We start from the raw sequence: 12531 nt of genomic DNA, 5'->3' as shown, positions 1-12531 counted from the left end.
GACATATCAATAAACTCCATGACGCTGTGCCAGAAGATCGGCAAACGGTCCCGGCTGTTGGCTCAGCGTGTTGTAGTCCCCCTGCTGTGCCAGTTGTCCTTTTTCCATCACCCATACGCTGTCGTAATGGCGCGTGTCATCAAGGCGATGCGTCACCAGTAACGTTGTGTGCTGATGTGCGGCGTTTTCCAACGCTTGCATCACGCGTTGTTCACTGTGAGCATCGAGGCTGGCCGTCGGTTCATCCAATAGCAGCAGTTGTGAGGGTTTTAGCAATGCCCGAGCTACCGCAACGCGCTGCGCCTGTCCGACAGAAAGTCGTGCTGCGCCATCGCCAACAGCGGTATCAAGGCCTTGTGGCAACAGGGGAAGAAACTCGTGTACGTAGGCCTGTTCGACCGCATTTTGCAGCGTGTCGTCGGTGGCTGCTGGATTCCCCAACAAAATATTGCTGCGCAGCGTTTCTTCTGGCAGATGCGGATTTTGCCCCAACCAACTGATGTGTTTACGCCAGGCATCGGTATTCAGCGAATGCAGTTCCTGTCCGTTAATACACAGCGAGCCGCGATAGGGTAAAAAACCGAGCAGCGCGTTAAGCAACGAACTTTTACCTGCACCGCTGACGCCGACCAGCGCCACGCGCTGTCCCGGTTCGATCGTAAAAGTGAGCGGTTGGGTTAATGCGGTGCCGGTGGGGGAGAGCACCACCCATTGTTCGGCACGGATGGCAATGGCGTCCGCTTGAAAAGGCTGTGTGCCCAGGCCCACTTCTTCTGCTTCGGCAGTAAGGAAGCTCACCAGAGACTCCGCTGCGCCAACGGCTTGTGCTTTAGAGTGGTAAAAGGTGCCCAGATCGCGCAAGGGTTGGAAAAACTCTGGCGCAAGGATTAAGACCAGGAAGCCGGCAAACAGCGTGAAGCCGGTGCCATAATGGCCGAAATCCAGCTCGACGGAGGATAGAAACGCCATGCGCAGCACTTCCATGGTTCGGCTGCGAAAATCTTCCGATGCCCAGCGAATGTCATCGACTTCTGCCGCACCGCGATGAAACAGCCGCAACGTTTCCATACCGTGCAGCCGATCGAGAAAGTGACCACTCAGACGGGCCAATGCCTGAAAATTACGGCGATTGGCATCGGCCGCCCCCATGCCGACCAGTGCCATAAACAGTGGTATTAACGGAGCTGTGACCAGCAAGATCAATGCTGCGGCCCAGTTGATGGGAAAAACAGCGGCCAGAATCAACAGCGGAATCAAGGCGGCAAGATACATTTGTGGCAGATAGCGCGCATAGTAATCCTGCATATCTTCGACTTGTTCAAGAATAAGCGTTGCCCAGCTTCCCGCAGGTTTTCCCTGTACCCAGGCCGGCCCTAACCACTGTAATTTATCCAGTACCAGATGACGGATTTGTCGCCGTGCCGCTTCACCACAGCGAAAGCCGACTTGCTCACGCAGCAGATGATTGAGCGCGCGCGGTAAACAGCCCAATAAGCAGCATAAACTCGTTGATAAGCGCCTGACGCGGAACATGCTCGATGATTAAGGCATGCAGCAATGTTGCCAAAACCCACGCCTGCGCCACGATCAGAAGGCCGCTGATAAAGCCCAGCAGTAATGAAAGGAGGAGCCAGCGTTGTGCCAATTTGCTCTGCTGTTTTAACCAACGTGCGAGTTGTTGCTGTCGAGTCTGTTTCATAGAGTATCAGGCCGCGCTAGGGAAAAAGGGAATACCAAAAACCAACCTTTATGTAACTGTTATATAACAAAAAGCGGGCGGGTATTCAGCGTGGGCCCATGTTACCGCGCTAAAGTGCAGGAGCAAACCAAAGGGAGAAAATGCGGGGAGAGATCAATTTTTCCCAAAAGGAAGAGAAATGAATCTCCCTTATTCCGACAGATATGACCTGAATAAGGGAGACAGGGCAGTGCATTATTTGGCGGCGAGACCGTCCAGATAGCGTTCTGCATCCAGCGCAGCCATACAGCCTGTACCCGCTGAAGTAATGGCCTGACGGTAGATATGATCCATCACATCGCCTGCTGCAAACACGCCAGGGATACTGGTTTGAGTGGCGTTGCCGTGGATGCCGGATTGTACGTTGATGTAACCGTTTTCCAGCGCCAGTTGACCATCGAAAATGGCGGTGTTAGGGCTGTGGCCGATGGCGATAAAGACACCCGCCAGCGCCAGTTCTTCGCTCTCATCGGTGCGGGTGTTGCGTAAACGGACGCCGGTTAGGCCCATTTCATCGCCCAGCACTTCATCCAGGGTGCGATCGGTATGCAGCACGATATTGCCGTTTTGCACTTTGTCCATCAGACGGTCGATCAGGATTTTCTCCGCACGGAAGCTGTCACGACGGTGAATCAAGTGTACTTCTTGCGCGATGTTGGACAGGTACAGCGCTTCTTCCACCGCAGTATTGCCGCCGCCGACCACTGCAACGCGCTGGTTACGGTAGAAGAAACCGTCACAGGTTGCACACGCAGAAACCCCTTTACCTTTAAAGGTGTCTTCGGAGGGTAAGCCGATATAACGCGCAGATGCGCCAGTCGCGACAATCAGGGCATCGCAGGTGTATTCATCGCTGTCGCCAAACAGGCGGAATGGACGCTGTTGCAAATCAACGCGCTGAATGTGATCGAAAATGATCTCGGTGTTGAACTTCTCTGCATGAGTATGCATGCGGTCCATCAGCAACGGTCCGGTAAGACCTTCCGTGTCGCCTGGCCAGTTTTCCACTTCCGTCGTGGTCGTCAACTGTCCGCCTTTTTCCATCCCGGTAATCAGAACCGGGTGCAGGTTGGCGCGCGCGGCATACACCGCAGCGGTATAGCCCGCAGGGCCAGAACCTAAAATCAACAGCTTGTGGTGCTTGACGGTACCCATGTCTTCCTCTTTTTTGCAACGGTCTACTTTATGGCGATTGTAAGGAAATTACCCGGCTAAAAAAAGTAGGCAGCAAAATTGTTACCTATTTGTTTAATCGGTTAGGCCTATAACCCATACAATTCACTGATGACACAGCGTCATTTATTAGAAAAATGATTGAAAATGGTCTTAGCCAGCGAGCAGTAGGGTTTTATTTGGCAGTTTCTTCTGATTTTCATTGTTTTGCTTTGACAATCGGCTACCGTTTTGCGAAAACATCTAGGGAAGAGGAAACTATTTGTATGTGAATAGAATGGTTGAAAGCTCGGTTTTTCTTTATGTTGTGGCTCTCACCGTGCGACCAGTCGATGGTGTGTTTATAACAGGACAGACAGGGTATTATGAACGCCGGGATGACATCGCAGTGTGTCGTGGCGGTGAGAGGAAAGCGATGTAAAGCGACCCTTGATATACAAAATAGCCAGCACGTCTTCTTTTAGGGCTGCTCTGATACATTGATGTGGGTCGGAGTGTAGCAAGGGCAAGGAAGTAGTCAAGGAAGTAGTGAAGAGAGACAATAAGAATGGTAGACACGAAAAAACGACCGGGAAAAGATCTTGATCGCATCGATCGCAATATCCTGAATGAATTACAAAAAGACGGCCGAATCTCCAACGTTGAACTTTCCAAACGCGTGGGTCTTTCTCCTACGCCGTGCCTGGAACGCGTTCGTCGCCTGGAGCGCCAGGGATTTATCAATGGCTACACCGCATTGTTGAACCCGCATTATCTCGACGCTTCACTGTTGGTGTTCGTTGAGATCACGTTAAACCGCGGTGCGCCGGATGTGTTCGAGCAGTTCAATGCTGCCGTACAGAAACTGGAAGAAATTCAGGAGTGCCACCTGGTCTCCGGAGATTTTGACTATCTTCTGAAAACACGCGTACCGGATATGTCCGCATACCGCAAACTGCTTGGTGAAACGTTGCTGCGCTTGCCGGGGGTGAACGATACCCGTACCTACGTGGTGATGGAAGAAGTGAAACAGAGCAATCGTCTGGTCATCAGAACACGCTAAACGCAGGGGTGCAAAGCCCGTTAATTTCAGCTATACTCCTGTGAATATATACAGTCACAGCGCCGAGTTCGCCTCGGCGTTTTGTCATGAACATGAACAGGACCCCTGGAGAGACGCTTGAGCCAGGAATATACCGAAGACAAAGACGTGACGCTGAAGAAACTCAGTGGCAGCCGTCGTTTATTGGAAGCGATTTTCATCGTTGTGGCGCTTTTTGCCGTTTATCTGAGCGTTGCGCTGTTAAGCTTCAGCCCTTCTGATCCGAGCTGGTCGCAAACCGCCTGGCATGAACCGATTCACAATCTGGGCGGCGGCGTTGGTGCATGGCTGGCCGATACGCTGTTTTTCATTTTTGGCGTGCTGGCCTATGCCATACCGCCCATCATGCTGTCGCTGTGCTGGGTGGCCTTTCGCCAGAGTGATAACCAAAGTGCCGTAGATCTCTTTACCCTTTCTTTGCGCCTGATCGGCACATTGGCGCTGATCCTCACCTCCTGCGGTCTGGCTGCACTCAATGTGGACGATCTCTACTATTTTGCCTCGGGTGGGGTGCTGGGGAGTTTGCTGAGCAGTTCCATGGTGCCGCGTTTCAACAGCATGGGGGCAACCCTGATTCTGCTGTGCGTCTGGGTGGCCGGATTGACGCTGTTTACCGGCTGGTCGTGGCTGACCATTGCGGAAAAAATTGGCGGTGCAGTATTAGGCTGTCTGACCTTCTTTTCTAATCGCTCGCGCGCGGAGGATATTTACCGCGATGATGATGCTCGCGATGATGCAGAACGTGAAGATGAACTGCCGCAAGCGCTAGCCTCTTCTGCCGATGCGAGAGCGGTCACAGATGACGCGGATGCCGATGATATTTTGCTGGCACCTGCTGTGCGTCAGCACGCACCTGATAACGTAGCGCAGAGCAGCACGGCCAGTGGTACTGGCGATGCGGACAAAGCTGCTCATACCCATGAGTCAGCGCCGGTTGATGCGCTTCAGGGCCAGGAGGCTGCGCTCAACGCATTCAATCCTGCGCTCAGCAAAACGACACTCAGTGATGACAGTCACACGCAGGATGCCTTGCCGCCGCTTTACGCATTTGAGTTGCCCGGTGCTGCTGTTCTAGAAAATAAACCGCTGTCGACATTTTCACCCACGGTAGCGCCGGATCGCGATCGCACGCCGCCGCTGGGTTCTTTGCATGAGCAGGGTGCTCCTGCTATTGCCGCCGCTACCACAACGGCTAGCGATCCTGCGCCTTTTATGCCCGCTTTTACTGCTGCGGGTGACGATAATCCCCAAGTGAAACAGGGAATGGGACCGGAATTGCCGCGTCCGAATCCGGTGCGTATTCCTACCCGACGCGAACTAGCCTCTTATGGCATCAAGTTGCCGTCACAGCGCCAGGCAGAAGAGCAGGAGCGTGAAGCGCTACGTCAGGCACAGTCCATCCCCGAAACGGTCGAAATGACGGCTCCAGGCGATGATGAGGTTGACGATGCAGCACAAGAGGCTGCGTTGCGTCAGGCCTATCTGGAACAGCAAGAGCAGCGTTACGGTGAGGCCTATGCTGAACGTGAGCAGGATGAAGAAGCGCTGTTGCAGGCACAACTGGCACAGGCGTTTGCTCAGCAGCAACAGGTACGCTATGGCGCAAGTGCCGAGCCAGAAAGCCCGGTTGTTGCGCCTGCCGTGAAGCCAGTGCTTTCAAACGAGATTGCCCCAGCCAGTGCTGCGGACGCGGCGGCCTTTATGGCTGGCATCACTGCCGATGCTGATGCCGATGAACCGGCGTTCTCTTTCTCGCCGTTTATCGATCTGGTGGATGAGTCGCCGAAAGAGCCGCTGTTTACCCTGTCGCCTGCCGATGAGGATGCTATTGCAGCAGCGCCCGTGCATCAGGCGTTACAACCTCAACAAAACGTGCATTCTGACTCTGATGACGAGCAAGAGAATGATGCCGCGCCTTCGCTGATGGATAGCCTGATTCACCCCTTCCTGATGCGTAACGATCAGCCGCTGCAAAAGCCAACGACGCCGCTGCCTACCTTGGAATTGCTCACGGCGCCGCCGGAAAGTGAAGCGCCGGTTGATCATTTTGAACTTGAGCAGACGGCGCGTCTGATTGAAGCGCGTCTGGCGGATTACCGTGTTTCCGCAAGCGTAGTCGGTTACGACGCAGGCCCGGTGATCACGCGTTTCGAATTAGACTTGGCTCCCGGTGTGAAAGCCGCGCGCATTTCTAACCTGTCGCGAGATCTGGCGCGTTCGCTGTCAGTTGTGGCGGTACGCGTAGTGGAAGTTATCCCCGGCAAGCCGTATGTGGGTCTGGAATTGCCGAACAAACTTCGTCACACCGTTTATCTGCGCGAAGTGCTCGATTGCAAGGCATTCCGTGATAACCCGTCGCCGCTGGCGGTGGTATTGGGTAAAGACATTGCCGGTCAGCCGGTGGTCGCCGATTTGGCGCGCATGCCGCACCTGCTGGTCGCAGGGACGACAGGTTCGGGTAAGTCTGTCGGCGTGAACACCATGATTATCAGCATGTTGTATAAAGCAATGCCCGAAGATGTGCGTTTTATCATGATCGACCCCAAAATGCTGGAACTCTCGGTGTATGAAGGTATTCCACACCTGCTGACCGAAGTGGTCACCGACATGAAAGATGCCGCGAATGCCTTACGCTGGTGCGTCGGTGAAATGGACCGGCGTTATAAGCTGATGTCAGCGCTGGGTGTGCGTAATCTTGAAGGTTACAACGAGCGAGTGAAAGCGGCGGAGGCGATGGGGCGTCCGGTGCCCGATCCGTTCTGGAAGCCCGGCGATAGCATGGATACCACGCCGCCGGTGCTGGAAAAGTTGCCTTTCATCGTGGTGATGGTGGATGAGTTCGCTGACCTGATGATGGCAGTCGGCAAAAAAGTGGAAGAACTGATCGCCCGTCTGGCACAAAAAGCGCGTGCAGCGGGGATCCATCTGGTGCTGGCGACGCAGCGGCCTTCTGTTGATGTTATCACCGGCCTGATTAAAGCCAATATTCCGACGCGCATCGCGTTTACTGTATCGAGCAAGATCGATTCGCGTACCATTCTTGATCAGGGCGGCGCGGAGTCGCTGCTGGGGATGGGGGATATGCTCTATATGGCGCCCAACTCCTCCATTTCGGTGCGTGTGCACGGTGCATTCGTGCGCGATCAGGAAGTCCACGCCGTGGTGCTGGATTGGAAAGCGCGTGGGCGTCCGCAGTATATTGACAATATCACCAGCGCCAGCGCCAGCGATGACGGTGAAGGCGGTAACCTTGAGTTTGGTGGTGATGAAGAGCTGGATCCGCTGTTCGATCAGGCGGTGGCCTTTGTTGTAGAAAAACGACGAGCCTCAATTTCAGGCGTGCAACGCCAATTCCGCATCGGTTACAATCGTGCCGCGCGCATTGTGGAACAGATGGAAATGCAAGGTATCGTCAGTGAACCGGGGCATAACGGCAACCGTGATGTTTTGGCTCCACTGCCAATGGAATGATGCCATTTACAGACAATTCGCCTACCGAATCCCAGGATTCTCTGGCAATAGTGACTGTAGTGCGGCATGTGCAGAATACGATAGTCAGACCGCGATGGCGGTCTTTTAAATCGACAGCAAAGGATGTAAATAATGAGACCAGGCTTAGTGGCAGGCGTGCTGATCGCCGGGATGACGTCCAGTTCGGTTTATGCCGATGCGGCGAGCGATTTACAGAGCCGACTGAACAAAGTGAACAGCTTCCACGCCACGTTCACACAGAAAGTCACTAGTGCTGAAGGGATGGCGGTGCAGGAAGGCCAGGGGGAACTCTGGTTGAAGCGACCGAATCTGTTTAATTGGAAAGCCACTGCGCCGGATGAAAGCGTCCTGATTTCTGATGGCAAAACGCTATGGTTCTATAACCCGTTCGTTGAACAGGTGACGGCGACCTGGTTGAAGGATGCCACCGGCAATACCCCCTTTATGCTCATCACCCGTAATGATGCCAGCGAATGGGGACAGTATAACGTGCGCCAGCAAGGCGATGATTTTGAGCTGACGCCTAAAACCGCCAAGGGCAATCTGAAACAGTTCGCGATCAATGTGAATGCGACTGGCACCATCAAGAGCTTTACGGCGACGGAACAGGATGGTCAACGCAGCAGCTATACCCTGAAAAATCAGCAAAACGGTGCCGTTGATAGCAGCAAATTTACCTTTACGCCGCCAAAAGGCGTAACGCTGGACGATCAACGGCAGTGAGGCCATCGTGAGTAACCTGTCGCTGGATTTCTCGGACAACAGCTTTCAGCCACTGGCCGCACGTATGCGGCCAGTGACGTTAGCGCAATATATCGGTCAGCAGCATCTGTTAGGGGCTGGCAAGCCCTTGCCACGAGCGATAGAGGCCGGGCAGTTACACTCCATGATTTTATGGGGACCGACGGGCACTGGGAAAACCACGTTAGCTGAGCTGATTGGCCGCTATGGACAGGCAGATGTGGAACGGATCTCCGCCGTGACTTCCGGCATCAAAGAGATCCGCGAAGCGATAGAACGCGCCCGGCAGAATCGCGATGCTGGGCGGCGCACGATTCTGTTCGTGGATGAAGTACACCGCTTCAACAAAAGTCAGCAGGATGCCTTTCTGCCGCATATTGAAGACGGCACCATTACCTTCATTGGCGCAACCACCGAAAACCCTTCTTTTGAGTTGAATTCGGCGCTGTTGTCGCGTGCGCGTGTCTATTTGTTGAAAGCGCTCACCGCAGAAGACATCGAGCATGTGCTGCAACAGGCGATGACGGACACGGCGCGGGGTTTTGGCGGGCAGAACATCGTCTTGCCGCTAGAGACGCAGCGTATGCTGGCAGAGCTGGTGAATGGCGATGCGCGGCGCGCGTTAAACAGTCTGGAAATGATGGCAGATATGGCTGAGGTCGATGCGCAGGGCAACCGCGTGCTGACGCCAGAACTGCTGCGTGAAGTGTCAGGCGAGCGTAGCGCACGCTTTGATAACAAAGGCGACCGCTACTATGACCTGATTTCCGCGCTGCATAAATCGGTGCGCGGCTCAGCCCCTGATGCAGCACTCTACTGGTATGCACGCATTATCACCGCTGGTGGCGATCCGCTCTATGTCGCACGCCGTCTGTTGGCGATCGCCTCTGAAGATGTGGGCAATGCCGATCCGCGCGGAATGCAGGTGGCGATCGCTGCATGGGATTGCTTTACGCGCGTAGGCCCGGCTGAAGGCGAGCGTGCCATCGCGCAGGCGATCGTCTATTTGGCCTGTGCACCGAAAAGTAATGCGGTCTATACCGCGTTTAAAGCGGCGATGCAGGATGCCAGAGAAAAGCCGGATTATGACGTGCCGGAGCATTTGCGTAATGCGCCCACCAAACTGATGAAAGAGATGGGGCTGGGGGCTGAATACCGCTATACCCATGACGAACCCAATGCGTATGCGGCGGGTGAGAATTATTTCCCTCCTGCCATGGCGCAAACGCGCTACTATCAGCCAACCTCTCGGGGGCTGGAAGCCAAAATTGGTGAAAAGCTGGCCTGGCTGACCGCCCAGGATCAAAATAGCCCGACAAAACGCTACCGCTGAACTAGGCGTTGCGGTAAGGTTATTTCTGCCGCGCGACGGGTGTCGCGCAACGTAATATTTTACCAAGTTACCCTAAATAATTCGCGTTGTAGGAAGGCGGAAAGCGAAGAAATCCCGATGAGCTTATAACCGTAAGTGATTCGGACGAATGCGTGCAGCCAACGCACCTGCAGCGTGAAGTATGACTGGTAAATCACTAAAACAGGATTAGCATGCTTGACCCCAATTTACTGCGTAATGAGCTAGACGCAGTTGCCGAAAAGCTACTGGCTCGCAGAGGTTTTAAACTGGATGTGGACACGCTGCGTCAACAAGAAGAACGCCGCAAAGTGCTACAAGTAGAAACGGAAAGTCTGCAAGCAGAGCGTAACTCCCGATCGAAAGAGATTGGTGCTACTAAGGCCCGTGGTGAAGATATTGAACCGCTGCGTCGTGAAGTAAACTCGCTGGGTGAAAAGCTGGATGCGGCCAAAGCAGAGCTGGATGCGCTGCAAAATGCCATTCGTGAGTTGGCGTTAACCATCCCGAACATGCCGGATGATTCTGTGCCGTTGGGTAAAGATGAACACGATAATAAGGAAATCAGCCGCTGGGGAGAACCGCGTCAGTACGATTTCCCGGTGCGCGATCATGTTGATTTAGGCGAACTGGCAAAAGGCGTTGATTTCGCTGCGGGTGTGAAACTGACTGGCGCACGTTTTGTGGTTATGAAAGGGCAGATTGCCCGCCTACAACGTGCATTATCACAGTTTATGCTGGATCTGCACACCGAGCAGCATGGCTATCAGGAAGCCTATGTACCTTATCTGGTCAACCATGCCACGCTGTACGGCACAGGACAATTGCCAAAATTTGGTGAAGACCTGTTCCACACCCGCCCGTTGACGGAAGAAGCGGGCAGCAGCAACTACGCGCTGATCCCGACGGCGGAAGTGCCGCTGACCAATCTGGTGCGTGATGAAATTCTGGATGAAGAGTCGTTGCCGATCAAAATGACGGCGCACACGCCGTGTTTCCGCTCCGAAGCTGGCTCCTACGGGCGTGATACCCGTGGCCTGATTCGCATGCACCAGTTCGACAAAGTGGAGTTGGTGCAGATCGTGCGTCCAGAAGAATCGATGGATGCGCTGGAAACGCTGACAACCCACGCGGAAACCGTATTGCAATTGCTGCAACTGCCTTATCGTAAAGTGCTGCTGTGCACCGGTGACATGGGCTTTGGCTCCTGCAAAACCTACGATCTGGAAGTGTGGCTGCCGGCACAAAATACCTACCGTGAAATTTCCTCTTGCTCCAACATGGGGGACTTTCAGGCTCGACGCATGCAAGCGCGTTGTCGCAACAAGAGCGACAAGAAAACACGTCTGGTGCATACGCTGAACGGTTCCGGTTTGGCGGTTGGCCGTACACTGGTTGCAGTGTTGGAAAACTTCCAGCAGGCGGATGGTCGTATTGCCATTCCTGACGTGTTACGTCCTTATATGGGCGGGTTGGAATTTATCGGCTAACACGTCATTGCGCCGTTGTCAAAAGCGCCTCTCGGGGGCGCTTTTTGTATTACCGGCTGGAATATCACAAAACGTGCGGCCAGCGAGAGCACCGATTGACTTTTAAATGCGCAGTGGCATGATGCGCTCACACTTCTCTGCTGTATTGGTTACCCACGCCCACTATGTCTGCTTTCTCACGCCCAGTGCTGCTATTGCTCTGCGGCCTTATGCTGCTGACGATCTGTATCGCCGTTCTAAATACACTAGTCCCGTTATGGCTCAACTATCAACGTGCCTCCGTGTGGCAGGTGGGCGTAGTGGGGCCATCTTATTTTGCACTGTAAAAATATGTGAGAATGTGCAATGACGAAATACGTCGATGAGCAAATGATCGATGATATAGCATTGGGTGCATCCGTATTGGGTACAGGGGGCGGGGGCGATCCTGTCATCGGTGTACAGATGGTGAAATACGCATTAAAGGTGTTTGGACCGATTATGCTCACACCACTTTCTCAAGTACATGATGATAAGACGTTTGTGCCTTGCGGTATGATTGGCGCGACAACCGTGATTATGGAAAAAATCATGACGCCCGGTCAGTTTTTACGCGCCATTGATGCGATGGCCTGTACGTTAAAAGAACGTATCGCGGGGACATTCCCTATTGAGATAGGTGGGGTGAATGCTTTAATTCCGTTTATCGTCGCTGCGCAAAAGCAGATCCCTGTGGTTGATTGCGATGGTATGGGACGCGCGTTCCCTGAAGCGCAAATGGTTACCTTCTATCTTAATGAACTTCCTTCGGGGCCAAATACCCTTGCTGATGAAAAAGGTAATACTCTCGTTTTATACCCGATTGATGGTATGTAGTCCGAACGCTTTGCCCGCGTCATCACGGAGCAAATGGGCGCGGCGGCGGCAATGTGCGATTATCCATTAGCAGGGAGGGCGTTAAAAAAGAGCGCAATCCCCGGCACCCTCACCTTGGCGCAACATATCGGACAAACGTTACGTCTGGCGTTGCAGTAGGGCAGCAATCCCCCATTCAGGCCATCACCCAGGCGCTTAACGGCCATGTTATTGCTTCCGGCAAGATTGTAGACGTTAAGCGCCAGACCTCGGGCGGTTTTGCGCGTGGCAACGTGCATATCGAGGGGATGCGCAACCATAAGGGTGAACACTTTACCGTATTGTTTCAGAATGAGTTGTTACTGGCATACCGCGCATCTGCCACCTGTGAACCCACGCCGGAGAATCTGCTGGCGGTGGTGCCTGATCTGATCTCGATTCTTGACAGTGAAACTGGTCGCCCCATCGTAATCGAGTACCTTCGTTACGGGTAGCGAGTTGATGTGGTGGCATCACCTTGCCACGCCAAGTGGCGCAGTGTAAGAGGTTTGTCTGTCGTTGGCCCCAGATATTTTGGCTATCCCGTAGACTATGTCGCTATTGAACAGTTAGTGAAACGATAAGGCGATGT

At 53.8% G+C, this 12531-nt stretch carries 7 protein-coding genes and 5 pseudogenes; 10 read left to right on the top strand and 2 right to left on the bottom strand.

Going from position 1 to position 12531, the window contains the following annotated elements:
• Window positions 1–6 precede the first annotated feature (6 nt).
• Both cydD and trxB read right to left on the bottom strand, forming a co-directional pair.
• Window positions 7–1699 (bottom strand): annotated as a pseudogene (gene cydD, locus ACMZI0_RS06135) (thiol reductant ABC exporter subunit CydD).
• A gap of 234 nt (window positions 1700–1933) precedes the next feature.
• Window positions 1934–2893: a thioredoxin-disulfide reductase gene (trxB, locus tag ACMZI0_RS06130; RefSeq protein WP_415672288.1), complete on the bottom strand. Its 960-nt coding sequence runs from the start codon at window positions 2891–2893 to the stop codon at window positions 1934–1936.
• Window positions 2894–3458: 565 nt separating this feature from the next.
• On the opposite strand from trxB, the gene lrp reads away from it, so the two are divergent.
• From lrp to ACMZI0_RS06080, 10 genes and pseudogenes are all read left to right on the top strand, one after another.
• Window positions 3459–3953, top strand: a complete 495-nt coding sequence (gene lrp / locus ACMZI0_RS06125; protein ID WP_195312891.1) for a leucine-responsive transcriptional regulator Lrp — start codon at window positions 3459–3461, stop codon at window positions 3951–3953.
• A 117-nt stretch (window positions 3954–4070) separates the two neighbouring features.
• Window positions 4071–4722: pseudogene (locus ACMZI0_RS06120) on the top strand (DNA translocase FtsK 4TM domain-containing protein); the annotation flags it as partial.
• Window positions 4723–5201: 479 nt separating this feature from the next.
• Window positions 5202–7463, top strand: a pseudogene (locus tag ACMZI0_RS06115) (DNA translocase FtsK); the annotation flags it as partial.
• A gap of 132 nt (window positions 7464–7595) precedes the next feature.
• A complete protein-coding gene (gene lolA / locus ACMZI0_RS06110; RefSeq protein ID WP_415672287.1) occupies window positions 7596–8207 on the top strand; it encodes an outer membrane lipoprotein chaperone LolA in 612 nt (203 codons plus the stop codon).
• A gap of 7 nt (window positions 8208–8214) precedes the next feature.
• Window positions 8215–9558, top strand: coding sequence for a replication-associated recombination protein A (locus ACMZI0_RS06105; RefSeq protein ID WP_415672286.1), 1344 nt, complete (start codon window positions 8215–8217; stop codon window positions 9556–9558).
• 212 nt (window positions 9559–9770) lie between these two features.
• Window positions 9771–11066 carry a serine--tRNA ligase gene (gene serS / locus ACMZI0_RS06100; protein ID WP_415672285.1) on the top strand — a complete coding sequence of 432 codons (1296 nt, stop codon included), beginning with the start codon at window positions 9771–9773 and terminating at the stop codon, window positions 11064–11066.
• Window positions 11067–11230: 164 nt separating this feature from the next.
• Window positions 11231–11386, top strand: a pseudogene (locus ACMZI0_RS06095) (MFS transporter); the annotation flags it as partial.
• Between the two features lie 25 nt (window positions 11387–11411).
• The gene (locus ACMZI0_RS06090; RefSeq protein WP_415672284.1) at window positions 11412–11921 is read left to right on the top strand and encodes a DUF917 domain-containing protein; all 510 of its coding nucleotides are present in this window, start codon (window positions 11412–11414) and stop codon (window positions 11919–11921) included.
• Window positions 11922–11954: 33 nt separating this feature from the next.
• Window positions 11955–12080 carry a hypothetical protein gene (locus ACMZI0_RS06085; RefSeq protein WP_415672283.1) on the top strand — a complete coding sequence of 42 codons (126 nt, stop codon included), beginning with the start codon at window positions 11955–11957 and terminating at the stop codon, window positions 12078–12080.
• A 14-nt stretch (window positions 12081–12094) separates the two neighbouring features.
• Window positions 12095–12523, top strand: a pseudogene (locus tag ACMZI0_RS06080) (hypothetical protein).
• The last annotated feature ends 8 nt before the right edge of the window (window positions 12524–12531 follow it).

This window comes from Symbiopectobacterium sp. (assembly GCF_047692315.1).
GTDB lineage: Bacteria > Pseudomonadota > Gammaproteobacteria > Enterobacterales > Enterobacteriaceae > Symbiopectobacterium.
Note: the sequence above shows the minus strand (reverse complement) of the source record. Positions and strands in the feature narration are given on the sequence as shown.

What these genes read in the sequence shown, in the direction of transcription:
- trxB (WP_415672288.1), bottom strand. Translation starts at nt 2,893, where the DNA reads ATGGGTACCGTCAAGCACCACAAGCTGTTGATTTTAGGTTCTGGCCCT.
- lrp (WP_195312891.1), top strand. Translation starts at nt 3,459, where the DNA reads ATGGTAGACACGAAAAAACGACCGGGAAAAGATCTTGATCGCATCGAT.
- lolA (WP_415672287.1), top strand. Translation starts at nt 7,596, where the DNA reads ATGAGACCAGGCTTAGTGGCAGGCGTGCTGATCGCCGGGATGACGTCC.
- serS (WP_415672285.1), top strand. Translation starts at nt 9,771, where the DNA reads ATGCTTGACCCCAATTTACTGCGTAATGAGCTAGACGCAGTTGCCGAA.
- ACMZI0_RS06090 (WP_415672284.1), top strand. Translation starts at nt 11,412, where the DNA reads ATGACGAAATACGTCGATGAGCAAATGATCGATGATATAGCATTGGGT.
- ACMZI0_RS06085 (WP_415672283.1), top strand. Translation starts at nt 11,955, where the DNA reads ATGGGCGCGGCGGCGGCAATGTGCGATTATCCATTAGCAGGGAGGGCG.